This window comes from Phenylobacterium sp. FG114, from assembly GCF_057809855.1.
In genome coordinates this window covers 33,964-59,326 of sequence record NZ_JBMDKU010000012.1, presented here as the reverse complement: position 1 = coordinate 59,326, position 25,363 = coordinate 33,964, and the positions used below count along the sequence as shown (strand labels likewise).

17 protein-coding genes and 1 tRNA gene are annotated in these 25,363 nt (G+C 70.2%); 8 read left to right on the top strand and 10 right to left on the bottom strand.

The features are described 5' to 3' along the window. Nucleotide 1: 1 nt before the first annotated feature. Nucleotides 2-1,951 (bottom strand): heme-binding protein, encoded by a 1,950-nt coding sequence (locus tag ACODSY_RS19065; protein WP_488953461.1) that lies wholly within the window; start codon nucleotides 1,949-1,951, stop codon nucleotides 2-4. Beyond that, on the bottom strand, nucleotides 1,948-3,333 hold the full coding sequence (locus tag ACODSY_RS19060; protein WP_488953460.1) for a multiheme c-type cytochrome: 1,386 nt from the start codon (nucleotides 3,331-3,333) through the stop codon (nucleotides 1,948-1,950). The genes ACODSY_RS19065 and ACODSY_RS19060 overlap by 4 nt, the downstream gene beginning before the upstream one ends. Before the next feature lie 258 nt (nucleotides 3,334-3,591). Between ACODSY_RS19060 and ACODSY_RS19055 the strand changes: the two genes are divergently transcribed. The 5 genes from ACODSY_RS19055 to ACODSY_RS19035 are packed head-to-tail and all read left to right on the top strand — an operon-like array spanning nucleotide 3,592 to nucleotide 14,349. Next, the gene (locus ACODSY_RS19055; RefSeq protein ID WP_488953459.1) at nucleotides 3,592-5,262 is read left to right on the top strand and encodes a ShlB/FhaC/HecB family hemolysin secretion/activation protein; all 1,671 of its coding nucleotides are present in this window, start codon (nucleotides 3,592-3,594) and stop codon (nucleotides 5,260-5,262) included. A 17-nt stretch (nucleotides 5,263-5,279) separates the two neighbouring features. Then, the gene (locus ACODSY_RS19050; protein WP_488953458.1) at nucleotides 5,280-8,975 is read left to right on the top strand and encodes a two-partner secretion domain-containing protein; all 3,696 of its coding nucleotides are present in this window, start codon (nucleotides 5,280-5,282) and stop codon (nucleotides 8,973-8,975) included. Continuing rightward, entirely contained in the window at nucleotides 8,972-12,121 is a 3,150-nt protein-coding gene (locus ACODSY_RS19045; protein WP_488953457.1) for a CHAT domain-containing protein, read from the top strand. Before ACODSY_RS19050 ends, ACODSY_RS19045 begins: the two co-directional genes overlap by 4 nt. 15 nt (nucleotides 12,122-12,136) lie before the next feature. Then, nucleotides 12,137-13,792 carry a glycosyltransferase family 4 protein gene (locus tag ACODSY_RS19040; protein WP_488953456.1) on the top strand — a complete coding sequence of 552 codons (1,656 nt, stop codon included), beginning with the start codon at nucleotides 12,137-12,139 and terminating at the stop codon, nucleotides 13,790-13,792. Further along, nucleotides 13,789-14,349 (top strand): hypothetical protein, encoded by a 561-nt coding sequence (locus ACODSY_RS19035; protein ID WP_488953455.1) that lies wholly within the window; start codon nucleotides 13,789-13,791, stop codon nucleotides 14,347-14,349. Before ACODSY_RS19040 ends, ACODSY_RS19035 begins: the two co-directional genes overlap by 4 nt. A 250-nt stretch (nucleotides 14,350-14,599) precedes the next feature. Here ACODSY_RS19035 and ACODSY_RS19030 read toward each other — a convergent pair. After that, nucleotides 14,600-14,674: transfer RNA gene (locus tag ACODSY_RS19030), tRNA-Lys, on the bottom strand. A 217-nt stretch (nucleotides 14,675-14,891) separates the two neighbouring features. On the opposite strand from ACODSY_RS19030, the gene ACODSY_RS19025 reads away from it, so the two are divergent. Next, complete coding sequence (locus ACODSY_RS19025) at nucleotides 14,892-15,584, top strand: hypothetical protein (RefSeq protein WP_488953454.1); 693 nt, start codon at nucleotides 14,892-14,894, stop codon at nucleotides 15,582-15,584. Here ACODSY_RS19025 and tgt read toward each other — a convergent pair. The 7 genes from tgt to gyrA form a co-directional block, all read right to left on the bottom strand. Then, nucleotides 15,559-16,695, bottom strand: coding sequence for a tRNA guanosine(34) transglycosylase Tgt (tgt, locus tag ACODSY_RS19020; RefSeq protein ID WP_488953453.1), 1,137 nt, complete (start codon nucleotides 16,693-16,695; stop codon nucleotides 15,559-15,561). The two genes, ACODSY_RS19025 and tgt, sit on opposite strands and share 26 nt — an antisense overlap. After that, entirely contained in the window at nucleotides 16,695-17,771 is a 1,077-nt protein-coding gene (gene queA / locus ACODSY_RS19015) for a tRNA preQ1(34) S-adenosylmethionine ribosyltransferase-isomerase QueA (protein WP_488953452.1), read from the bottom strand. Before queA ends, tgt begins: the two co-directional genes overlap by 1 nt. Nucleotides 17,772-17,813: 42 nt before the next feature. Beyond that, complete coding sequence (locus ACODSY_RS19010; protein WP_488953451.1) at nucleotides 17,814-18,248, bottom strand: hypothetical protein; 435 nt, start codon at nucleotides 18,246-18,248, stop codon at nucleotides 17,814-17,816. Nucleotides 18,249-18,254: 6 nt separating this feature from the next. Continuing rightward, the gene (locus tag ACODSY_RS19005) at nucleotides 18,255-18,719 is read right to left on the bottom strand and encodes a peptidylprolyl isomerase (protein ID WP_488953450.1); all 465 of its coding nucleotides are present in this window, start codon (nucleotides 18,717-18,719) and stop codon (nucleotides 18,255-18,257) included. Continuing rightward, nucleotides 18,716-19,576: a peptidylprolyl isomerase gene (locus ACODSY_RS19000; RefSeq protein ID WP_488953449.1), complete on the bottom strand. Its 861-nt coding sequence runs from the start codon at nucleotides 19,574-19,576 to the stop codon at nucleotides 18,716-18,718. The genes ACODSY_RS19005 and ACODSY_RS19000 overlap by 4 nt, the downstream gene beginning before the upstream one ends. A gap of 40 nt (nucleotides 19,577-19,616) precedes the next feature. After that, a complete protein-coding gene (gene coaD / locus ACODSY_RS18995; protein ID WP_488953448.1) occupies nucleotides 19,617-20,111 on the bottom strand; it encodes a pantetheine-phosphate adenylyltransferase in 495 nt (164 codons plus the stop codon). A gap of 135 nt (nucleotides 20,112-20,246) precedes the next feature. Continuing rightward, on the bottom strand, nucleotides 20,247-23,045 hold the full coding sequence (gene gyrA, locus ACODSY_RS18990; RefSeq protein WP_488953447.1) for a DNA gyrase subunit A: 2,799 nt from the start codon (nucleotides 23,043-23,045) through the stop codon (nucleotides 20,247-20,249). A gap of 169 nt (nucleotides 23,046-23,214) precedes the next feature. Here gyrA and ACODSY_RS18985 point away from each other — a divergent pair, with 169 nt between their 5' ends. Then, entirely contained in the window at nucleotides 23,215-24,255 is a 1,041-nt protein-coding gene (locus tag ACODSY_RS18985; RefSeq protein WP_488953446.1) for a 2OG-Fe(II) oxygenase, read from the top strand. After that, a complete protein-coding gene (locus ACODSY_RS18980) occupies nucleotides 24,252-25,334 on the top strand; it encodes a 2OG-Fe(II) oxygenase (protein ID WP_488953445.1) in 1,083 nt (360 codons plus the stop codon). The genes ACODSY_RS18985 and ACODSY_RS18980 overlap by 4 nt, the downstream gene beginning before the upstream one ends. Nucleotides 25,335-25,363: the final 29 nt, after the last annotated feature.

Below are 25,363 nucleotides of genomic sequence, written 5' to 3'. Positions count from 1 at the left end.
CCTATTTCCCCTGGCACACGTTCTGGTCGGCGGAATCGAGGAACGGCGCGAAGGGGCAGCCCACGTAGCGCAACCGGCTGGACGTGGGGCCGACCAGCAGGGTGTCGGAGCGAATGGCGGCCGGGGCGTTGCCGATGCCGCCGACGCGCAGCCCCCCGTTGTGCGCGCCTAGGAACGAGATCATGTCGTCCTGGTCGATGCCGTCGCCCGAGACTCCGATCGAGCCCACCAGGCGGTTGCCGCGATAGATCGGCACCGACCCCGAGAAGATCTGCAGGCCGTTCTGGAGCCGATTCTGGCCCGGCGCGACATCCGGCAGGAAGGTGCAGCGCTGCGCCGTGTCTGTGGCCGAAGCGCCGGTCACGAAGCCCACGTGCTGCCCGATATTGGTGAGCACCAGCGCCGACTGCAGGCCCGTGGACAGCGGGCTCCACTGGGCGATGGGACGCGACAGGGGACCATTCGGCCGACCCACTTCGCCATCCGGGAAGAAGGGACGCGAGAGGTTGCCGATCGCCTTCGCCGCGAAGGCCGTCTTGCCGGTCAGCGCCGTTGGATCGGGGAAGAAGTCGCGCACCTTCTGTACGAAGCCGCGAACGTCGGCGCTGGGATCGGCGAGCAGGTCGCTGGCCGCGGTCGGTCCCGACATGAGCGCCGTGGTGCGAGCCTTCTGGACCGAGACGTCGATGCCGAAGATAGGCGCATCCGGCGCGCGGACGATGCCCAGGATCTGGCCCCGGCTGTCGACGACGCTGATCGAAACCTGCGCTCGGCTGTCCAGCGGGCGGCGGATCTGGGCCCGCGCCCGGCTCATGACCGTGAAAGCCTCCTCGAGCACCGCCCGGACCTCGCCCTCGCTGAGCGGCGTCAGGCCGTCGGCGGCGTCGGTGCCGGCGCGGATCGGGAAGCGGTTCGCTCCGGCGCCGTTCGTCAGCACCATGGCGCTGGTGTTCGCGAACTCGGCCGTGGTGGCCAATCGCAGGCCCGAACCCTCGGTCCCGTAGACCGCGCCCGCCAGGGCGCCGCCGCCGGCGTAGTAGCCGGTCACCGCCGTGAAACTGCCCGTGCCGGCCGGCAGGCTGGCGAACGCCGGGGCGCTGGCTGGAACAGAGCGCAGGCTGGCCGCGCTCGCGTCGCTGAACCGCAGCGAGGTGCCATCGACCGTCACCCGTTCGGCGCGGATCTCTGTGGGCGCGTCGAAGCCCGTGGCGGCGGCGTAGGCGATCGCCTCCTCCGGGTCGTCGTCGGTGTCTAGAATGTTCTTGTCGAAGCCGTAGTCACCGTCGGCCATGATCCCGACGCCGCCCACCAGGACGCCGTTCTTGTAGAGCGGGAAACCACCGGGGTCGGCGGAAAGGCCCAGTGGCGAACGACGCGGCCCGATCGGGGCGGTGGCCGTCCGGGTCACCACGTCCGAGCATGGCAGCTGCGAGAACTGCACGCCGAACAGCGGGCCGCCCTCGAGCCCCACGGTCGATGGCGCCGGCGGGAAATGTTCCTGGACGATCTGGCTCGCGGTGCGCGTCGAGAACGCATTGCCGCCGGACGAGAGGTAGGCGCCAGTGATGGCCTTGGCGATCGCGCCGGCAGCAGCGGGAACCACCGCGCCCTGGACGTCCATGTTCTGGCCATTGGGCGCGGCGCGCAGCGTGACGTTCGCCCGCGCGCCGGTCATCGAATAGACGGCCAGGACGTTGCCGACCCGGTCGGTGACGGCGATCACGGCGGGCAGGTTGCGAGCGCGAGCCTCGGCCACCGCCTGGGCGATGACCTGCTGCACGTCGGCCGTGGTCAGGCTCTGCGCCGCCGGCAGGGAATAGGTCGGCGCGGCCGGGGGGGGAGTCGTCGGCGGAGGCGCGGTCGTGCCGCCGCCTCCTCCACCGCCACCGCCGCCACAGGACGCCAGCGCCAACGCGGCCACGGACACGGCCCAGCGCGAAACAGAACTCATCGCAGAGACCTCGCGGCCTGGGCGACCTGGGCGAGCGAGGCTCGGAAAGCGTCAGGTCGATAGCTGTTGGGATCGCGCACCTGGGCGTAGGCGCGGTCCAGGTTGGGCCGGATGCGCGCCGCGGCGCCCGGGTCCACCTGGCCCGATTTGACCAGGGCGTTCAGGAGGGTGTCGGCGGCCATGACGGCCTGGGCGCTGCCGGCATAGTCAGTGTAGCGCCGCGCGATCTCGCCCTGGAGCACCACGTCGACGATGGCCAGGGTCTCGGCGCGGGAGAAACCGCGCGAGGCGAAGGCATCGGCCAGGGCGCGCGACGTGGCCGCCAGTTTGGCCGCGGCTCGCACGGATTCCGCGCGATCGCGGGCCAGGGCGGCGTGGAAGGCGCGGCTGTCGGCGTCGAACCGGGCGGCGAGCCCGGGCGCGACCACCTTCGCCGCCGCTGAGAGCATGATCATGTTCTCGTCGTTGAACGGCGGCGTGCCGGCCGGGATGGGCCGGCCCGGGTTGGCCTGCCACTGCGGGCGGGCCTTGGGGTCGTCCGAGATCTGCCGATGGCAGGCGTGGCAGTCGAAGAAGTAGAGCTCGGGGAACGCGCCATTGCCGCGGCCGGGTTGGCCGTAGAGGGTCAAGGCGCGATCCAGGGCCAGCGCCTGGCCCACGGCCCAGGTCTTCACGCCTCCCGCATAGGTCTTGCGCTTTACATAGTCCGCGTCGACGTCCCAGTGCTGCTGCAGGCTGGAGAACAGGTCGAGCTCGAAGGCGACGCGCGGATGGCCGGCGGACATGATTTCGTGACTGACGAACTGGCCGGGCTTGCTGCCGCCGAAATGGCAGTCGAGGCAGACCCCGGCGCGGACCTTGGGGTTCTCCAGCGCGCGCATGCCACGAGAGATGTTGTCGGCATGCGTGCCGCTGACGGTGCGGTGGCTGGCCAGCCAAGCGCCGGAGCCGCCGTGGCAGGCCTCGCAGCCGACGCCGTCCGAGATCTGGAAGCGCGCGCCGCGCTGACCGGCCGCCGCAGGGTCTGCGTGACAGCCCAGGCACTGGCGCGCGACGCCGCCATCGTCCAGGCCCATCTTGCGGATGATCGCCTGGCCGCGGGCCTCGTAGAGCACGCGATAGGCGCGGCTATGGGCGCCCGCGACGCTGGAGGGATCCTGCCAGGTAATGAGTTCGTTCTGACGAACGTTCACACCGGAATCGACCTGGCGGCTGTGGCAGGTCGAGCCGGCGCACGAGGCGACGCCCTCGTGGGTCGCCCTGCCGGAGCTTTCGGGCGCCGCCGTGGCCGAACGGCCCATACCGATCGCGAGCCCACCGATCGTTAGAACGGCGGCGGCGCAGAGCGCGCCGATGACACGCGACGTTCGTCCCTCCCCCATCGGCCCTCCCCCGGCACGCACACGCTGCGAATCTTAGCGACGTCAGTGGACGTTCGGTAGCCTGAATAGATTGCTAACCGGGCAAATCGCCAGCCGCGCCTACTCGTTTGCGTCCTCGCGTAGAAGGAGTGCGTACTTAACAACGTGTTCGGCGAGCGATAAGACGCTGCCGGTCTACCTGGGGGGTTCAAGACTATGAGCGGGCGCCGCAACAGCGCTCTGCGAGCCTGTATGGGCTCGCGGCTGTGTATCATTGCCTTGGCGACGACCGCCCTGACGCCCCCGGCCGCCGCCTGGGCGCAGACGCCCGCGACGCCGGGCACCACCGCCGCCGAGCTGAACCCGGAGGCCCGGGTCTCGCGTCCGCCGCCGTCGCGCGGCGCCAGCGCCTTCGCGCCCGAGCCGCCCGGCCCATGTCCGCTCGAGACCTCGGACGTCCAGGTGACGCTGAACAGCGTCTCGTTCCGCGGCGCCACGACGGTGAGCGAGATCGAATTGCGCGACGCCTATGCCGAATATCTGGGCAAGCCGCAGCCGGTGTCCGTGATCTGCCGCATTCGCGACCGCGCCGCGCGCACCGTCTTCGACAACGGCGTCCTGGCCCGCGTGGAGATTCCGGAGCAACGCATCGCCGGCGGCGCGCTGGTGCTCGACGTAATCGAAGCCCACGTCGTCAACGTGCGCGTCCGGGGCGACGTCGGCCCGGCTCAGGCGGCCGTGGAACGCTACGCCGAGAAGTTGCGCGGCATGAAGCCCTTCGACATGGCCAAGGCGCAGCGGTACCTGCTGCTCGCGTCGGACATCCCGGGCCTGCGGGTGCGCGCCGCCGTGCGGCCGTCGACCAGCGCCGAGCGTGGCGCGGTCGACATCGACCTCACCGTCAGCAAGGACGGTCCCCAGGCCATCGCCAACATCACCAACACGGGCTCCAAGGCGACGGGCCGGTGGGGCGGCCTCGTTCGCGCCGACCTGGCCGGCTACACGGCCTACGGCGAGAGCACCTCGCTCACCGCCTTCCACACCCTGGATTCCAACGAGCAGTGGCTGGTGCAGATCGCCGAGAGCGCGCGGTTCGGCTCGGAAGGGCTGACGGCGCGCGGCGCCTTCACCTACGGCGAGAGCAGGCCGGGCGCGGCGCTGAAGGCGCTGGACCTCAAGAGCCGTTCGATGGTGGGCAACCTCGAGGTGGCCTACCCCTACATCCGCTCGCGCAACCAGAACCTGAACCTGGCCGGCGGACTGGACATCATAGATCAGAAGACCGTCGCCGGCGGGATAGGCCTGCTCAGCCGCGACAAGCTGCGGGTGCTCTATGCGCGGGCGGACGGCGACTATCGCACCGAGATCGCCGAGCGGCCGGTTCTGTTCACGGGCGGGCTGGCGGTGCGGAAGGGCCTGTCGATCCTGGGCGGCAGCGACGCGGGCGATCCGACCCTGACGCGCGCCCTCGGCAAGCCCGAGGCCTGGGTCGTTCGAGCCCAGGGCGGCGGTGACGTCGCGCTCTCCAGCCGCCTCACCGGCTCGTTCCGCGCGCAGGCGCAGTATTCCGACAGCGTGCTGCTGCCCTACGAGCAGTTGTCTCTTGGCGGGCTGACCGTCGGGCGCGGCTACGATCCCGCGGCCTTGCTGGGCGACAAGGGCGTCTCGGCGGCGTTCGAGGTGCGCTACGGCCCGGTGCAACTGCATCCCAAGATCCTGGCGGCGCCGTACGCCTTCGTGGACACCGGCTATGTGGCCAACAACCGGACGTCCCTCACGGGACTCGAGAAGGATCGCAGCCTCACGTCCGTTGGCGCCGGCGTGATCCTGCGCGTCTTCAACCGCGCCAACCTCGAGATCACCTACGCCCACCCGCTGCACGCCACCAATCCCGGCGGGCCGCGACCCGGCGACCGTGTGCTGGTGCAGCTCACGGCCAGCCTGCTGTGACGCGGAGGGGGAGCAAGATGTCTAAGTCTATCGAAACCGAAACGGCCCCTGCCCGTCGCCGCGGCCTGCTGGCGCGCACGGCCTTGTCGGGCGTGCTTTGCGGGCTGAGCCTGTTGCCGCAGGTCGGCCACGCGCTGCCGGTCGGCGGCAGCGCCCAGGTCAACGCCGGCGGCGCCCAGCCCACGATCGTGACGGACGGTACGCGTACCGACGTGACCCTTGGGGCGTCGCGCACGGTGATCGACTGGGCCAGCTTCGACGTGAGGCCGAACGAGAGCGTCGGCTTCAACTTTGGCGCCAAGAACTGGATCGTGCTGAACCGGATCGGCGGCCTGCAACTCACCAAGATCGAAGGCACGATCGAGGGCAAGGTCGGCGGCCAGGCCGGCGGCAACATCTGGTTCACCTCCAACAGCGGCATCATCTTCGGCAAGGGGGCCAAGGTGGACGCCGGCGGCATCCTGGCGGCCATCGGCAATCCGGACCGGGCGAGCTTCCTGGATCCGACGTCGAATCTGTTCTCGTTCAACGGGAGCGACGTCATCGGAGGCGCCAAGATCATGGTGCTTTCCAACGCCACCATGACCGCGCACGGCGGGATGGTGGCGCTCCTGGGCCCCAGCGTGCAGACGCGGGCGAACGCCGTGGTCACCGCCACCGACGGCAGCGTCCTCTACGGTTCGGCCCGCAATTTCCAGATCCGGTTGGCCCCCGACGCCGCCGGCGACTTCGACCTGGTGGACTTCATCGTCCCGGCGGCCTTCGACGGCAGCGACGCCGGCATCCCGCTCGACCTGGGCGCTCAGACCAAGGCGAACGCGGTCTTCGTGGCGGCCGTGAACCGCTCGGGCCTTGGCAGCGCCGTCATCAACCTCGACGGCCTCGTGACGGCGCAGGCCGCCAAGGCCGACGGCGGCGACATCATCCTGTCCGGCGGCGGCGGCATCGCCGGCCGCCAGGCGGCGCCCACGCTGGAAGGCGTGTCCAACACAGACATCTACCTCAACAAGGCCACGGCCTCGCGCGACCTGCGGATCACCCAGGTCGGCCAGGTGATCGGCCGGCCCTGGCCTCGCCCTCTGGACGAATTCGTCGACCCGCCGACGATCGAGGAACAGGAAAACATCGACCTGTGCGGCGAGCGGATCTGTGAGGAGGACCGCGGCAACGGCTTCGGCTTCGCGCCGGTGGAGATCGTCGACCTCGACGAGGCGGCGCTGGTGGCCAGCCTGTTCGATCCCACCGCCGTCTCCTCGATCAGCGTCGGCCGTGACGCCCGCATCGCGGCGACGGCGAGCATCGAGTTGGGCGGGATCACGGCCGCGCGCGACGTCAACGTTCGCGGCGGGTCGGTCAAAGGCAACACCCTGGTCGCCAGCGGCGCTCTGGACGTCGCCTCGACCCTTGGTGGCGTGACCTTGGCGGGCGTGGGCGTCATGGGCCAGGGCGCGATCGCCGGGGCGGTGGACGTGAGGCTCGAGAATATCTCCGCGCCGAAGGGCCTGACCGTCACCGCCGGCCAGAGCATCACCGTCGGCGACGCCGGGGGCGACGTCGCGGGCGCGATCACCCTGTCGGCTCCGAACGTCACGCTCGATGTCGCATCCGGGCGGATCGACACGATCACGGCGAGCGGCGTCGTCAACCTGCGCGGCGCGGCCGATGTCGGGACCATCACGGCGCCCAAGGTGTTCGGCCTGACCACCAGCGCGAAGATCGGCACGGTCACGACGACCGGAGACCTGTATGTGGTGGCCACCGGCGGCGACGCGATCGTGGGCTCCGCAACCGCGGGCGACGACATCTATGTGCTGGCCACCCACGGCACGGCCTCGCTGACCAACGCCACCCTGACCGGCTCCGCGCCCGACACGGTGGGCGTGGGCTTTTCGAACAACCCCGATACGGCGGGCAACGGCCGGGTCGTCCAGGTGCGGTCGACGGACCTCGACGCCAAGCTCGGCCTCGGCACGGGCGGCGTGAGCGGCGCCACCGTCGTGACCGTGCTCGCCGGACGCGACGCGGCCGTCGATGTTCCGACTGCCACGCCGGGGCAGTTCTCGATGACCGCCGCGCGCGACGCGACCTTGCGTGCGCCGAGCGTGACCCTGGAGTCGGTGAGCGCCGGGCGCGACCTGACGGTGGGCAGCACGACCGGGGACTTCACCCTGACCAATTCGCTCACCGCCGTCCGCAACGTGTCGGTGAGCGCGGCGGGCGCGCTGAAGGTGACCGACGTGCGGGCCGATTCCGGGTCGGTCTCATTGGTCGGCGCCACGGTGACGGCGGGCAACGTCTCGGCCAGCGAAGACCTGACCCTGCGGGCCCTGAGCGGCGGCGTGACCACCGCCAGCTTCAAGACCGGGCGCGACCTCATCGTGCAGGGCTCTTCGCTATCCCTGGGGACGACGATCAGCGCGGTTCCACGCGATCTTTCAATCACATCCCTCGGAAATTTCACGTCTTCAACGCCGCTGAGCGCCGGTCGCGACCTGATCCTGGACGTGGCCGGCAAGGCCACCCTCGGCGCGACCAGCGCGGCCAATTCGATCCGCATCGCGGCGGGCGACCTGGACCTGACCGGCGTGCTCACCGCCCCCAACGCCCAGATCGAATCCAAGGCGGGCGCCCTGCGGGTCGGCGGCGACGCGAGCGGCTCGGGCTTCGTGTTCGACAATTCCGACTTCGGCCAGCTCCGGGTCTCCGGCCAGACCAGGTTCTACGCCGGGTCGACCACGGGCTCGGCGCGCGGCGACCTCACCCTGCAGGCGCTGACGATCAACCCGGCCAATACGCCGAACGTGGCCTTCCTGGTGGGCTCGGGGAACAGCGCCATGGTCCAGGGCGTCGTGGCGCCGACGGCGAGCGGCGGGTTCCTGCGGATCGGCGATGCGACCGACCTCGCCTGGCGTCCGAGCTCGATCCTGGTCAGCGGCTCTCTGGGCACGGCGACCTTCACCAACAACGGCGCCAACTACACGGGCGTTCGCGCCTTCAACGAGGTTCGGCTGGCGGCCCGGCAGGACATCATCTTCGGCTCGCCGCGGTTCATCAGCCTGATTCAGGGCACCCCCATCGGCGCCATCGACATCGCAGCCGGCCAACCCGTCGGCTCAGCCCCCATCGGCGATGAAGTCGGAAAAGTCTTCGTCGCCACCGGTCGCCTGGAGGTCTCCGCCGACGGCAAGGCCGTGCAGCAAAATACCGCCCCGGTCGGCACCGGCGGCACCGCGGGTCTCTTTTTCACCGGCGCCTTCAACCCGGCCCTGATCATCGACCCGCCGCGGATCGTCGAACTGTGGGGCGCGATCGCCGGCTCGAACGGCCAGGTCGTCACCGGCTCTGCGGCGGGCAGCGGCCTTACGTTCACTGTGGTGGACGCCAACGGCAACCCGACTTCCCGGCCCGACGGCGCCCAGTACCGCTTCAACGCCTGCGACGTCGGCACCAGCAACTGCCCGGTCATCCAGTCGCCCTCCTCCGGCGGAAGCGGCTCAGGCGACATGAACTCGGGCGTCCTGACGGCGCGGGACCGGCTGGGCGACGGCGACGAGACCGACGCCACAGTGGACGCCCTCGGCGCGGAAGCCCTGACGAGCCCGCCCGTCCTGCTCAGCATCGCTGAGCCGCCGACCGACGAGATCGTCACCGACCCGGTCGTGACCGGCACGGGCAGCGAAGAAATCTGGCGCAAGCGCAGGCAGACGAAATGATCCGGAAGAGCCTCCTCCTCGGACTCAGCGGCGCGGCCATGCTGACCGCGCTGCCCACCCTCGCCAGCGCCCAAACGCGCGCCGACCTGATCCCGCTGGGCCAGAGCTCCGCCTCGGGGGCGGTCTGCCAGGCGGTGCGCGACTATGACGACCCCGTGGTCCAGGCCGCGGGCCGTCGCGCCTGGAGCATTCGCTGCCGTGGCTGGGAAGGCAGCCTGGGCCGCCTCTACGCCCTGCCCAAAGCCGCTGACGCGAGCGCGTGGCAGACGGCGCTGGGCGGTCGCGCCGAGTGCTCCGAAACCAAGTCTCAGACGGTAGCGGGCCTGGGCGCCGTCGACCGTCGCGCCTGCCGCAGCGCCGCAGGCCAGGCGCCCTATCTCGCCTATGCGTCGGCCCGCGGCGGGCAGCTGTACGCCGCCGAGGGCGCCGCCCAGATCGCCGATATCCTCGAGGCCGGCCTGAAGGTGGTCGCGGGCGCCGCCCGCCCCCCGGCCATGTCCGAAATGCAGACCTCGGCGGCCAGCGCCGAGATCGCCGCCGACTTCGGCGGCGCCACCGGCGGTCTCGCCCGGTCGCAGGCTGCCGCCGCGGCCGATCCGAACCGCCTACGCGCCCGGGCCTACGTCCAGAACAACGAATGGCGCTTCGAACAGGCGGAGACGGACTTCCAGGCCCTGGTCGCGGACGCGGAGGCCCGCCGCGCGCCACCGTCCGAGCTGGGCGACGCAATGCTGAACCTCGCCCTGAACGTGTCGAACAACGGCCGCTTCGCCGAGGCTGACCGCCTGTTCACCGACGCCGATGCGCAGGTGGCGGTGGCGGGCGATCCGCTGCTGGCGGCCCGTGCGCGCACCTATCGCGCGCTGCACCTGCGCAACGCCGGCCGCTTCGCCGACGCCGTGACCGCCGCCCAGGCGGCCCTGCGGGCCAGCGACGACGTGCGCGCGACACGCGGGCTCAGCGTGTCTGGTCCCGGCGTGACCCAGGGACCTGACGGCCTCGCCATCGGCGGCGACCTGGCCTCGGCGCTCAACAACCGTCCGGGCGGCCGCGACGTGATCGGCGGCAGCCGCGTCACCACGGCCGACCGCCTGGCCGTGCAGGACGCGCAGGCGCTGGAAGTCATGGGGTCGTCCCTGGCCGCGCAGGGCGACGTCGCCGGAGCGCGTGAGGCCCTGGCCCGCGCCAGCCGCACCCTGACCGCCGCCGAGGCCAATGGCGCCCTGAACGTCTGGCTGCGCGCCCGCATCTCGGCCGACCTGGCCGAGATCGACATGGACTCGGGCCAGCCCGGCGCGGCCATCGGCAAGTACAACGACGCCCTCCGCACCATCCGCCTGCGCCACGCCGGAACGGCGGCCGAGGGCGGCCTGCTCCTGGACCTGGGTCATGCCCAGGTGGGCGCCGGCCAGGAAGACGCCGCGTTGGCCACCTACGCCCGAGCCTTCGAGCTGTTCCAAGCTCAGCGGGGGGCGCTGGGCGCCTCGGCCGACGACGCCGCACCCTATTTCGACCTGCTGCTCAAGCGCATTGCGACCGATCCGGCGAAGGCCGACGAGTACAAGTCCCGCTTCTTCTCCGCCGGGGCAAGCGTAGTCTCGAACGCCACCGCCCAGACGGTCTCGAAGCTGGCGGCCCGGGTGGCGTCGGGCGACAGCGCCGTGACCGGTCTCGTCCGCGCCCTGGAGGACACCCGCCGCGAGCTGCGCGCCACCGAGGCTCAGGCCGCCAACCTGCAGGCCGCCAACGCCTTCGAAGGCCAGGCGCGCACGGACCTGGAGGCCCGGCTGAAGGCGCTGCAGGGGCAATCCGACGCGCTGGAGGCCCAGCTGCTGGCCGCCAATCCGCGCTATGCCCAGCTCGTCTCGACCGAGGCCTCACTGGCCGACCTGCAGAAGGCGCTCGGCAAGGACGAGGTCTACGTCAAGATTCTGCTGCTGGACACGCGGGGCTACGGTCTGCTGGTCACGCCGACCGCCGCCAAGCCCTACGCCATCGAGCTGAACCGCGGGACGGCCGGCGCGGCGGTGCGCCGCCTGCGCGCACCGTTCGAGGCGGAAGACGCCCTTCCGGCCTTCGACGTGGCCGGAGCCCACAGGCTCTTCCAGCAGTTGTTCGGCCCCGTGGCCTCCGAGGTCATGGCGGCCAAGCACCTCGTTTACGAACCGGACGGCGCGCTGATCTCGCTGCCCGTGGGCGCGCTGGTGACGGCCGATCCCTCCGCCGTCCTGGCCGGCGTCGCCGCAGGCGCCGACCCCGACTATCGGAAGGTGGCCTGGCTGGGCGCCAAGGTGGACTCCGCCCTGGTGCTGTCGGCGGCGTCGTTCATGCAGTCGCGGGCCTTCGCGCCTTCGAAAGCCAGCAAGAGCTTCCTGGGCTTCGCCGACCCCGCCGCCCCGGGAAGGTCCAACCCTCAGGCCTACGCCTCTGTGGTCCGCCGCTCGGTGAGCCTGCGCAGCGAACGTGACCTCAGCAATGTTTGCGAGAACACCCGCTTGGCCTTGCTGCAGATGCCTGCCCTGCCCGACACCGCCGACGAGGTCCGCCAGGTCGGCGCCAGCATCGCCGGGAACCAGGGCGAGCAGATCGTCACCGGCGCAGCCTTCACCGACTCTTCCGTGAAGTCGCGCAAGGACCTGGCCGACTACAAGGTGCTGTATTTCGCTACCCACGGCCTGCTGCCACAGCCCTCGGCCTGCCTGCCGGAGCCGGCGCTGATGACGTCGGTCGGCCTGGGCGACTCCGACGGCCTGCTGGACGCCAGCGAGATCCTGGACCTGAAGCTGGACGCCGACCTTGTCGTGCTCTCGGCTTGCGACACGGGCGGCGCCGGCGGCGACGCGGCCTCGAGCGGCCTCCAGGGCGGCGGCGAGGCCCTGGGCGGGCTGACGCGCGCGGTGATCTACGCCGGCGGCCGGTCGCTGATCGTCTCGCACTGGTCGGTGGACTCGGTGGCGACCGTGCGCCTGATGACCGGCATGTTCTCGGCCGCATCGGGCGACCAGGCCGGCGCGATGGCCCATGCTCAGCAGGCGCTCCAGCAGAGCGCCCAGTTCTCGCATCCCTACTTCTGGGCGCCCTTCACGATCGTGGGCGACGGCTCGCGGCCCATGCCGGGCGCGTCCGTCCAGACCGCGGCCCGCTAGGCTCGCGGCGGCCGCATGGCCAACGCCGCGATCCAGTTCACCCGCGAGGCCTACGACGCCTCGGGCCCGCGGCCGATGGGCCGCCACGCGGCGGGCGAAGGCTTCCTGCGCGGTTTCCTGCGCTATGCGGAGGTGGACCGCTTCCATCTCTGGAACGTGGCCGACGAGGATCCGGCCGGACTCGCCGCCCTCGTGGAACGCCTCGGCGGAACGGACCGGCCCGTCACGTGGCTGCCGCGCGGGGACCGGAGGGGCCTCGCCGCGGCCGGCGGCGTGCATATTCCGACGCCGGAGCTGCAACGCGAGGCCTGGGCCCGACGGGCGTTCGGTGGCCATTCGTGGTCGATCACCGGCGTCACCCACACGATCGCGGAAGCCTACATCCTCGACGAGATCGGCGCGCTGCTGACCGCGCCGCTGGAACCGTGGGACGCCCTGGTCTGCACCTCCGAAGCCGTCCGCAAGGCCGTGGAATCCCTGTTGGATTCCGTCGCGGACTATCTGCAGGCGCGTTTCGGGGCCGCGCATGTTCCCCCCGCCCAGTTGGTGACCATCCCACTGGGCGTGCACACCGACGATTTCCACCGGGATCCGGCGGCGCGGGCCGAATGGCGCGCCCGACTGGACATACCCGACGACGCGCCCGTGGCGCTGCACATGGGGCTGCTCAGCCTCGCCACCAAGATGCACCCTGCGCCAATGGGCTTGGCTCTGCAGGCCGCCGCGCGCCGGTTGGGGCGACCGGTGTACTGGCTGCTGTTCGGCGCCGGCCCGCGGCCCGAAGCCGAGGATGCGTGGCGCGCCGCGGCGGCGGCCTTCGCGCCCGACGTGGTGATCCGCGAGGCTCCGAACGCGCTGGCTTCCACGCGCAACCACGTGGTCGCGGCCGCCGACGTCTTTCTGTCACTGTCCGACAACGTCCAGGAGACCTTCGGCCTCACGCCAGTGGAGGCCATGGCGGCCGGCCTGCCCTGCGTGGTGAGCGACTGGGACGGCTATCGCGACACGGTGCGCCACGGCGTCGACGGGTTTCGCATCCGCACCACCGCGCCGCGGCCAGGCCTCGGGTCGGACCTGGCCTATGCGCATGCCGAGCGGATGGTCGGCTATGAAACCTACGTCGGCGCAGCCTCGCTGCTGACCGCCGTCGACGTCGCGGAGGCGGCCGAGGCTCTGGGCACGCTGTTCGCCGACGCCGACCTGCGCCGGCGCATGGGCGAGGCTGGCCGCGCCCATGCGCGGGAGGTGTTTGATTGGCGCACGATCGTCCCGCAGTACCAGGCGCTCTGGGCCGAGCTTGGCCGTCGGCGGGCCGCCGCGTCCCCCCAGCCGGCGCTCCAGCATCCCTACCGCCCCGACCCCTTCCGCATGTTCGCCGCCTATCCCACCTCGGTCCTGTCAGAAGGCGACACGGTGGCGCTCGCCGCGCCGTTGGACGCCGAGGCGATCGCCCGGATGCTGGGTCATCCGTCGGTCCGGCTGGAGGCCGCCCGACTGCCCAGCCTGGACGAGGCGATGGCGATCCTGGGGGGCCTGTCGGGGGGTCCACGCACGGTCGGCGCCGTTCTGGCCTCAATATCGCCCGAGAGGCGACCCTTCATCGAACGTGGCCTGATCTGGCTGGCCAAGTTCGGTCTGCTGCGTCTGCGCGTCACAACGCCGCGTACATGAAGGCGACAGACAGTGTTCAGGTACCGTTCACGGTTTCGATGTGGTACTTGCTCGCCGGACACGGGACCGATCCAAGATATCCTTCGGGGGTAAGACAGATGCGTAAACTACTGATCGGAGTTGCTCTTTCCCTTGCGGTGTGCGGAACCGCAGCGGCGAGCGACTACATCGTTGTGAACTCGACAGATCCGGCGTTCAAGCGCGGCCAAGCCTTCGACGCCGGAGCCAAGGTGCCGCTCGGCGCGGGCAAGACCCTGACCGTGATGCGCGCCTCGGGCGAGGTCACGACCCTCAAGGGCACGACCGCCGGCGCAACCCTTCCGGGAGCCCGCCTGGCTTCCGCGGACAGCGCACGATTCGAGACCCTGCGCGCCTTGGTTGAGCCCCCGCCCACCGGCCGCACTTTCGGGGCCCGCCGGGGCGGCATCTGCCCGGCGGCAGAAACCCTTACCACCCTGGACGATATCGTCCGCACCGCCGAAGCCAGCGGATGCAAGACCGTCGCCCGCCAGGCGCTCGACGCCTACCTGGCCAAGGGCGCGACCTCGAACAACTGATCCGAACCGCCTTATGGTGGGCGCCAGGGGCCGGCGGAGCGCGAGAGCGTTCCCCGGCCCTTTCGTTTGGGCGGTCATCCCTCCACAGCCAAGCTACCCCAATCGGGTAACGCCGTACTGCGCGGCGCCTGCGGGCGCTGCTATGTGAGCGGTGCATCTGGGGAGGTGCGAACTGGCGGCTGAGACGTCAATTCTCAGTCGCCGCTTCTTTTTCCATCGGGCGCCCGGCCGCCTGCCCGGCGAACGGCGATGGTAGGCCGGGTGAGGTTCGAACTCACGACCATCCGATTAAAAGTCGGATGCTCTACCACTGAGCTACCGGCCCTCATCGCGCGGCTCGGGTGAACCGTGCGGCGAAGGGGGCGGAACCTAGAGTGCGCGCGGTAAAAGTGGAAGCCGGTTTTGCGTTGGTGCGCGCTCCAGCCTGTTCGATCTCGCGCAGGCGCACCAGGCGGGCGTCCAGCACGCTTTCGCAGGCTCGGCCTTAACAGCGCCGCAAGGCGGCGTATGGTGGGCCGGTCATGCGCTCGTCCCTCCTCCGAATGATCGTCGTCGCGACCGTCGCCGCCGGCCTCGCGGGGCACGCCGTCGGCCAGACCAAGCCGGCGACCAAGGCCGCGGCCGCGAAGTCTGCGCCCAAGAAGGCCGCGCCGCCGCCCGCGCCGCCTCCCCCTCCGCCGGATCCGGCGAACCAGATGAAGACGTCGGACCAGCTCAAGCGCGAGAGCGTCCAGGGCGCGGCGACGACGCCCCTGCGGGACCTCAACGTGGTGCGCGCCAAGATTCCTGACGTGTTGCTGCAGGCGCTGGATGATCCCTATGCCCGGCCGCCCAGGAGCTTCAAGTGCGTGGCGCTGGTGGCGCTGATCCGCCCGCTGGACGAGGCGCTGGGCCCGGACATCGACAAGGTGCCGGTCAGCGACGAGAACCTGATGGACCGGGGCAAGTCCACGGCGCTGGGCGTCGCGGGCGACCTCGCGGCGGATGCGATCCCGTTCCGCGGCTTCGTGCGCAAGCTCTCGGGCGCCGAGGCGCACGATCGGCTGGTGCAGTCCGCCATCGTCGCCGGCAACGTGCGGCGCGCCTACCTGAAGGGTCTGGGCGAGTCCAAGGGTTGCACCCCGCCCGCAACGCCTTCGCACGAGAAGGCCGCCATCGTGCAGCAGAAGCAGGCCGCCGCCACGGGCAAGCCGCCGACCAAGAGCACGTTCAGTCCGAAGTACCCGATCCGCTAGCCGCCGGCTGGCGCGCGACGAAGGCGTTGCGGAACTCGGTCATCGTCCCGGCCGCGATCGCGGCGCGCATCCGGGCCATCAGCGCCTGGAAGAACGCCAGGTTGTGCCAGGACAGCAGCACCTGGCCCAGGATCTCCTCGGCCTTCACCAGATGGTGGAGGTAGGCCTTCGAATAGTCGCGGCTGGCCGAGACGTCGCTTTCGGCGTCCAGCGGACTGTCGTCCTCGGCGAAGCGGGCGTTCTTGAGGTTTATCGGCCCATCCCAGGTCCAGGCCTGGCCGTGGCGACCCGAGCGCGTGGGAAGGACGCAGTCGAACATGTCGACGCCGCGCCAGACCGCTTCCACGATGTCGATAGGTTTGCCGACGCCCATCAGGTATCGCGGCCGATCCTCCGGCAGCATGCCCGGAGCGAAATCCAGCACCTCGCACATGGCTTGGTGGCCCTCCCCCACCGCCAGCCCACCGATCGCGTAGCCGTCGAAGCCGATCTCGCGCAGCCGCTCGGCGGACTCGCCGCGCAGGGCGGGGTCGAGACCTCCCTGCTGGATGCCGAACAGATTTTGACTATCACGTTCGCCGAACGCGTTCCTTGAACGCTGTCCCCACCTCGCGGAACGGCGCATGGCGTCCGCCGCCTTCTCGGGCGTGGCCGGAAGCGCGACGAGCTCGTCGAGCTGCATGACGATGTCCGACCCCAGCAGATCGGCCTGGATCTCCATGGACCGTTCGGGCGACAGGGCGTGTCGACTGCCGTCGATGTGGCTCTGGAAGGTGACCGCCTCCTCCGTGACCTTGGAGATCTTGGACAGCGACATGACCTGGAAGCCGCCCGAGTCGGTCAGGATGGGTTTCTCCCAGCGCATGAACCGGTGCAGCCCGCCCATCCGCTTCACCCGCTCGGCCGTGGGACGCAGCATCAGGTGATAGGTGTTGCCCAGGATAATGTCGGCGCCGGTGGCGGCCACCTGCTCCACGGTCAGCGCCTTCACCGTGCCCGCGGTGCCCACGGGCATGAAGGCCGGCGTGCGGATCTCGCCGCGCGGCGTGGAGAGGACGCCGGTGCGCGCCTTGCCGTCGGTCGCCGCGATCTTGAACGGGAAGCCGGCCATCAGGCGGCCCGCCAGAGCAGGCTGGAGTCGCCATAGGAATAGAACCGGTAGCCGGTCGCGATCGCGTGTTCGTAGGCGGCGCGCATGGTCTCTTGCCCCGCGAAGGCCGAGACCAGCATGAACAGGGTCGATTTCGGCAGGTGGAAGTTGGTCATCAGCCCGTCGGCGACGCGGAAGCGATAGCCGGGCGTGATGAAAATCGCGGTCTCGGCGGCGAACGGACGGATCGTCCCGTCCTCGTCGGCGGCGCTTTCCAGGAGGCGCAGCGACGTGGTGCCCACGCAGACGATGCGGCCGCCGGCCGCCCGGGTGGCGTTCAGGCGCCGGGCGGTCTCGGCATCCACCTCGCCCCACTCGGCGTGCATCTTGTGCTCGGAGATGTCGTCGACCTTCACGGGCAGGAAGGTGCCGGCGCCCACGTGCAGGGTCACGCGCTCGAAACCCACGCCCCTGGCTTCCAGGCGGGCGAGAAGTTCGGGGGTGAAGTGCAGGCCGGCGGTGGGTGCGGCGACCGAGCCGTCCTCGGTTGCGTAGACGGTCTGGTAGTCGGCGCGATCCTGCTCGTCCTCGCCCCGCTTGGCGGCGATATAGGGCGGCAACGGCATCATCCCGCGCTCGGCGATGGCGGCCATCAGGTCGGGGCCCGAAAGGTCGAAGGCCAAGGTGACCTCGCCCCCCTCCCCCTTGGCCTGCACCGTGGCGTCGAGCTCGCCCAAGAAGCAGGCGCGGTCGTCGGTCTCGCCGAACTGGATGCGGTCACCGACCGCAAGCTTCTTCCCCGGCCGCATGAAGGCGGTCCAGACGTGGCCCGACTTGGGCTGGTGCAGCGTGGCCTCGACGGCGATGCGGCTCTCGCCGCGGACGCGGACTCCCTTGAGTCGGGCCGGGATCACACGGGTGTCGTTCACCACCAGGACATCGCCGGCGCGGAGCAGACCCGGCAGGTCGCGGACCTGCAGGTCCTGGAGCAGCGCGCCCGGCCGGACCAACAGCAGGCGGGCGGAATCGCGCGGGTTCGCGGGCCGCAGCGCGATGCGATCCTCGGGCAGATGGAAGTCGAAGTCGGCGAGTTGCATGGAGGGCGAGGTGAAGCGCACGCGCTGGCCCGCGCGTCAAGTTCAGTGGCGGTCCAGAGCCTCGCGGGCCTTCGCAAGTTGCGCGTCCAGCCGGTCGCGAGCTTTGGCCTGGCGCGCCTCGAGCGCAGCCCGCTCCTCGGCCTGTTCGGCGGCCAGCGACGCCGCCCGCGCCTCCAGGTCGGCCACCTTCTTCAGCGCGGCCTTCGAGGGGCCCTTGGGCTTGGTCGGGGCCTTCGGCCGGGCGGGCTTCAGCTTCTCCAACGTGGCCCGCGAGCCCGCCGCGCGCTTCAACACCCGGCCGGGTTGGGCGCTGGCGGCGTTCACCAGCGCCTTGTCGTCGGTCTCATGGGCGAGCCCGGTCTTGAACAGGTCCTGGTGACTGCCCCAGGCCTCAAGCGCCTTGGGCCTGGAGGTGGTCGCCACAACATAGTCGGTCAGGCCGTCCGACGTGACGAACACCTTCAGGCGGGCCGCCATGGCGCGTTACGCGTCCGCGGCGACCTTGGCCGAGACGATCTTGCCCGGGTTGCGCGGCGGTTCGCCCTTCGGCAGCGAGTCGACATGCTCCATGCCCTCGGTCACCTCGCCCCAGACGGTGTACTGGCCGTCGAGGAAGCGCGCGTCGTCGAAGCAGATGAAGAACTGGCTGTTGGCTGAGTTCGGATTGGCGGTGCGGGCCATCGAGCAGACGCCGCGCACGTGCGGCTCCTTCGAGAACTCGGCCGGCAGGTTCGGCTTGTTCGAGCCGCTGGTGCCCGTGCCGGTGGGGTCGCCGCCCTGGGCCATGAAGCCCGGGATCACGCGGTGGAAGACCACGCCGTCGTAGAACCCTTCGCGGGCCAGCTCCTTCATGCGGGCCACATGCTGGGGCGCCAGGTCGGGCCGCAGCTTGATCTTCACGAGCCCGGTTTCCAGCTCGAGCAGGAGGGTGTTTTCGGCGTCCATCATTTCACCTCGACAGGGATGTTCACGTCACAGGCCTTGAAGTTCGCACCGTTCGCCGCTTGCGCACGGGCCACCTCGGCCTTGAACCACTTTCCGGCCGGGTCGATCACGCGGATCTTCGGCCGATCTTTCTCGGGGATATCGCTCAGCAGGCGCAGGCGTTCCATCCGGTCCTGCGGCTCGGGCACAGGCTCGCCCACCTTGATGGCCTTCACCACGTCCTGGCCCGAGATCACCCGGCCCCAGGCTGTGTAGCGCCGCTCGAGCATCGGATAGTTCTCGCGCATCAGGAAGAACTGGCTGTTGGCCGAGTCGTCCTCCTGGCCACGGGCCGCGCCGGCGACGCCCGGGCAGAATAGGCCGTAGCCCGAGATCTTCCCGTCGCGGGTGAGCGGGGCCAGCATCATCGACTGGGTGGTCACCGGCAGCGACTTGATGAAGCCGACCTCGGCCACGCTCTGGTCGACGGCCAGGGCGAAGGGGGTCTCAGGCCCGCGGCGGAACTGGAATTCGGCTTTCACGTCCGGCTTGGTCGAGCCGCCGGTGCCGCGGTTCTCGGGGTCGCCGGTCTGGGCCATGAAGTCGTCGATGACGCGGAAGAAGGTCTGGCCGTCGTAGAAGTGCTCGCGGGCCAGTTCGCGCACGCGCGTCGTCCAGAGCGGCGCCACCTCGGGGACCATCTCGACGATGATCCGACCCTTGTTGGTGTCGATCACCAGGACGTCGTCGGGATTGGGCGTGCGCCAGTCGGCGGTGGCGGGAGCCGCGGGCTGCGGCGGCGCGGGCGGGGTCTTCTGGGCGGCGGCCGTGGTGGCCAGGGCCGCGAACGCCGCGGCGAGCAGGACCGTCTTGAACGTCATGGCGCTTCTCGTAGCGAGGTCGGCCTCGCTTCGCCAGCGATTAGGCGCGGCCCACCTTGGCCATCAGCCGGTCCTTCACCGACGGGCTGACGAACTTGGTCACCTCGCCGCCCAGGATCGCGATCTCCTTGACGAGCTTCGAAGCGATCGCCTGGTGGCGCGGATCGGCCATGAAGAAGACGGTCTCGATCTCGCGGTCGAGTTGCTGGTTCATCGCCGTCATCTGGAACTCGAACTCGAAGTCGGCCACGGCGCGCAGGCCGCGCACGATCACCTGGGCCCCCACCTCGCGCGCGAAATGCATGGTCAGGCCTTCGAACGGCTGGACCACGATCTCGGTCTGGTTCCGCAGCGGATTGACCGCCTCTTCGACGATGGCGACGCGCTCGTCCAGCGAGAACAGCGGCCCCTTGCCGGCGTTGATGGCGACCCCGATCACCAGCTTGTCCACCAGCTTGGCGGCGCGGCCCAAGATGTCGGTGTGCCCGTTGTGGATGGGATCGAAAGTGCCCGGATAGAGTCCGACGCGGGTCATGCGGTTCAGGATCCCCCCAACTCGACCCTCGCCCTTTCGCCGCCGGGCGCGACAATGGCAAGCGGAAATCGACCTCCCGCAGGGTGAGGGTCGGTGCGGAACCCCCGGTGGAACCAGGGATTCCGCGCAGAAGCCTTAGGCTTCGCCACCCTCGGGCGTCGGCCCTTCGCCCTCGCCGCTCGCGTCGGGCGTCTCTGCCTCGGCGACGTCGTCCTCGCCCTGGTCGGCCAGGCGCTCGACCGACACCACGTGCTCGTCGGCGCTTGTGCGGAAGATGATCACGCCCGAGGTGTTGCGGCCGACCATGCGCACCTGGCTCACCGGCGTGCGGATCAACTGGCCCTGGTCGGTCACCAGCAGGATCTGGTCGCCATCATCCACCGGGAACGAGGCGGCGAGCCTGCCGCCGCGCTTGGTGAGGTCTTGGGCCAGCAGGCCCTGGCCGCCGCGACCGGTCCGACGGAACTCGTAAGCCGACGTGCGCTTGCCGTAGCCTTCCGTGGAGACCGTCAGGATGATCTCCTCGGCCGCGCCCAGCTGCGCGAACCGCTCGACCGACAGGGCCGCCTCGTCGGCGACGTCTTCCTCGTCGTCCGGCGCCGCCACGTCCTCGACGTCCTCGCCCTCTCCGCTCGTCGCGCGCCGGTTGGCGTTGGACTGCTTCACATAGGCGGCCCGCTCGGCCGGGGTCGCCGGCACGGCGCGCAGGATCGCCATCGAGATAACCTTGTCGCCCTCCGCCAGGCGGATGCCGCGCACGCCCGTGGAATCACGGCCGGCGAACACGCGGACGTCCTCGGTGGCGAAGCGGATGCAGCGGCCGAGCGCGGTGGTCAGCAGGATATCGTTCTGCTCGGCGTTGCAGACGCCGACGCCGATGATCGCGTCGCCGTCATCGAGCTTCATGGCGATCTTGCCGTTGCGCTTGATGCCGATGAAGTCGCTCAGCTTGTTGCGGCGGACGTTCCCCGAGCGGGTCGCGAACATCACGTCGTACTGGTCCCAGGTCGCCTCGTCCTCGGGCAGCGGCAGGATCGAGGTGATGCTCTCCCCGGGCTCGATCGGCAGAAGGTTGACCCAGGCCTTGCCGCGGGAGGTGGGCGTGCCCACCGGCAGGCGCCACACCTTGAGCTGGAACGCCTTGCCGCCGCTGGAGAAGAACAGCATGGGCGTGTGGGTATTGGCCGAGAACACGCGGGTGACCGCGTCCTCTTCCTTGGTCGCCATGCCGGAGCGGCCCTTCCCGCCCCGGTGCTGCGTCCGGTAGATGGCGAGCGGCGTGCGCTTCACATAGCCGCCGTGGGTCACGGTGATGACCATGTCCTCGCGAGCGATAAGGTCTTCGTCCTCGACGTCGGCGTCGCCGTCGACGATCTCGGTGCGGCGCGGCACGGCGAAGGCTTCGCGCACGGCCACCAGCTCCTCGCGGACGATCGCCATGATCTTCTCGCGCGAGGCCAGGATCTCCAGGTGGCCGCGGATGGTCTCGGCCAGCTCACGCGCCTCGCCGAAGATCTCGTCGCGGCCCAGGCCGGTCAGGCGCGAAAGGGTCAGGGCCAGGATGGCGCGCGCCTGCTCGTCGGTGAGCCGAATCTCCTTGCCGTCGATCACCAGGGTGCGCGGGTCGGCGATGAGCTCGACCAGGGGCAGCATGTCGCCCGCCGGCCAGTCCTTGGCCACCAGCCGCTCGCGCGCCTCGGTCGGATCCTTCGACGAGCGGATGATGTGGATGAACTCGTCGATGTTGGCCACGGCGATCGCCAGGCCCACCAAGACGTGGCCGCGATCGCGCGCCTTGGACAGTTCGAACTTGGTGCGGCGGACCACCACCTCTTCGCGGAAATCCACGAAGGCGGTGACCATCTCGCGCAGGCCCATCTGCTCGGGCCGACCCCGGTTCAGCGCCAGCATGTTGACCCCGAACGAGGTCTGCAGCGGCGTGAAGCGGTAGAGTTGGTTCAGCAGCACGTCGGCCGAGGCGTCGCGCTTCATCTCGATGACGATGCGCATGCCCTGGCGGTCGGACTCGTCGCGCAGGTCGGCGACGCCCTCGACGCGCTTCTCGCGGACCAGCTCGGCGATGCGCTCGACCAGGGCGGCCTTGTTCACCTGGTACGGGATCGCCGTGATGATGATGGCTTCGCGATCCTTGCGGATCTCCTCGACGTTGGCGATGCCGCGCATGATCACCGAGCCGCGGCCGGTCATCAGCGCCGTGCGCGGGCCGGTGCGGCCGACGATCTGGCCGCCGGTCGGGAAGTCGGGGCCCGGCACGATGTCGAGCAGGGCGTCCAGGCCGATGTCGGGGTCGTCGATATAGGCCAGGCAGGCGTCGACCACTTCGCCCAGGTTGTGCGGGGGAATGTTGGTGGCCATGCCGACGGCGATGCCGCCCGCGCCGTTGACCAGCAGGTTCGGGATGCGCGACGGCAGGACCACGGGCTCCTGCTCGGAGCCGTCGTAGTTGTCCTTGAAGTCGACCGTGTCCTTGTCGAGGTCCGCCAGGATCGCCATGGCGGCCCGCGTCATGCGGCTCTCGGTGTAGCGCATGGCCGCCGGCGGATCGTTGTCCACCGAGCCGAAGTTGCCCTGGCCATCGATGAGCAGCAGGCTCATCGAGAATGGCTGCGCCAGGCGCACCAAGGTGTCGTAGATCGCGACGTCGCCGTGCGGGTGATACTTACCCATCACGTCACCGACGACGCGGGCGGATTTCACATAGCTGCGGTCGGGCGTGTGCCCCTGCTCGCCCATCGAGAACAGGATGCGCCGGTGCACCGGCTTCAGGCCGTCGCGCACATCGGGCAGCGCGCGGCTGACGATCACGCTCATGGCGTAGTCGAGGTACGAGCGCTTCAGCTCGTCCTCGATCGCGATAGGGGCGATGCCCCCGGGCGCGTGTTCGGGAGGGGTCGTAGTGCTGTCGTCGGTCAAGGGAAGGAAACGCCGTTCGAATCGGACTGTTAGGTAGGTGTTCCAGTTAGCACCCGGAAGACGCATACGCCACTTCGCGCGTACGCTCGTGCGCGTATACGCGTGTACGCGCGAGGCTGCGGCAGGCGGCCCGCGTGACGCCGGCGCTTCGACTGTCTAGTTTGCGCCCATGCCGCTTGCCGTTGGCCAGACCGCGCCGTGGTTCATCGCCCCGACGCCCAGCAACCCCGAGTTCGCCTTCGAGACGACCTCCGGCCGCTACGTGCTGATGTTGTTCCTGCCCCAGGAGCCAGGCGCCCAGGTCGCGGCGCTTCGGGCCCTGTCGGCGAACCAGCGGCTGTTCGACGAGGCGAAGGCCGTCGCCCTGGTGATCTACCGCGATCCGGCCATGAGCGCGGGCCTCCGCGACGTCCGGGGCCTGCGCTGGATGCTCGACGCGCGCGGGGCCATCACCCAGCGCTATGGTCCCGAGCCGCACTGGCTGCTGCTCGACCCGACTCTGCGCGCCTTGGCCGTCGAGCCCCTGGAAGCCGCCGAGGGGATGTTCGCCCGCGTCGCCGCCCTGCCTGCGCCAGCCGACCACGCCGGCGTGCCCCTGCACGCGCCCGTGCTGATCGCGCCCAACATCTTCGAGCCTGAACTGTGCGAAGCCCTCATCGCCCGGCACGAGGCCGACGGAGGCGCCTTCACAGGCGTGATGCGCGATGCGGGCGACCGGACCGTGCCGGTGATGGATGACCTGAAGAAGCGCCGAGATATCTGGGTCCAGGACCCCGAGCTGCAGGACGCCGTCCGCGAGCGGCTGGAGCGGCGTCTCTACCCGCTGATCAGGCGCGGTCTGGGCTTCACGGTCACCAGGATCGAGCGGTACCTGGTCAGTTGCTACGACGCGGCAGAAAATGCCGTCTTCCACCCGCACCGTGACAACAACACCCAGGGCACGGCCCATCGGCGATTCGCCTGTTCGCTGAACCTGAACGACGGCTTCGAGGGCGGCGACCTGCGCTTCAACGAATATGGCCCCGCCACCTACCGCCCGCCGAAGGGCGGCGCCGTGGTGTTTTCCTGCGGCATGACGCACGAGGCCACCGCCGTCACCGCCGGGCGGCGCTACGCCTTCCTCCCGTTCTTCTACGATGAGGCGGGCGCGGCGATCCTGGCCGCGTATAACGCCCGCGTCGCGGCGCTCCCCGAAAAGGCGTCCGCATGACCAGTCGCTGGACGCTGCCGCCTCTGGCGCCGGGCGACATGGCGCCGGCCTTCACCGCCGCTTCGCGGACCAACCCCAAGTTCCACTTCTCGGCCGTGGCGGGCCGCCATCTTCTGCTCGGGTTCCTGCCCCGCCACCCCGATCGCCGAGACGCCGCCTATGCTGCGGTTCGGCCCCTGCTGGCCGGGTTCGACGGTCATTTCGCGGCGGCCTTCTTCATCGCGCGCGAGACCGACGGGCCGGCGTTGCCGGCCGACGAGCCCGCCCTGCGCTGGTTCTTCGACCCGCGAGACGAGGTCGGCCCCACGTTCCACCTCGCGCCCGACGAGGGCGCCTGGGTTCTTTGCGACCCGGCCATGCGCGTGGTGGCCCTGGCCCCGCTCCACGCCCCTGGCCCCGTGTTCGACCGCCTGGCCGCCGGCCTGCCGCCGCTTGCCTCCTACGCGGGCGTTACCTTGGTGGCGCCCGCCCTTATCGTCCCTCGCGTCTTCGATCCCGCGTTCTGCCGCCGGCTGATCGACCTGTACGAGCAAGAGGGCGGCGCGCCGTCTGGGGTCATGCGCGACATAGACGGGCGCACGGTCGGCGTACTGGATCCGATGAAGAGCCGGCGCGACGTCAACCTGCACGATCACGAGGCCCTGCGCAGCGAGGTCGTTGCGCGCCTGGACCTCATCCTTTCGCCCATGATGACCCGCACGTTCCAGTTCCGCCCGACGCGGGTCGAGCGCCACATCGTGGCTTGCTACGACGCGGCGGAGGGGGGCTATTTCCGGCCCCACCGCGACAACGAGACCCTCGCCACCGCCCACCGCCGGTTCGCCTGCTCGATCAACCTCAACGCCGAGGAATTCGAGGGCGGCGACCTGCGCTTCCCCGAGTTCGGCGACCGGACCTATCGTCCCCCCACCGGCGGCGCCGTGGTCTTCGCCTGCAATCTCCTTCACGAGGCGACGCCGGTCACCCGAGGTCGCCGCTACGCCTTCCTGCCCTTCCTGTACGACGAGGAAGGTCAGGCGATCCGTGATCGCAACCTCGCCTACCTCGCCAAGGCGGAGCCGGCCGCCTCAGGCGCCTAAGGTGCGGTTCATCGACCAGCGGTCATGCT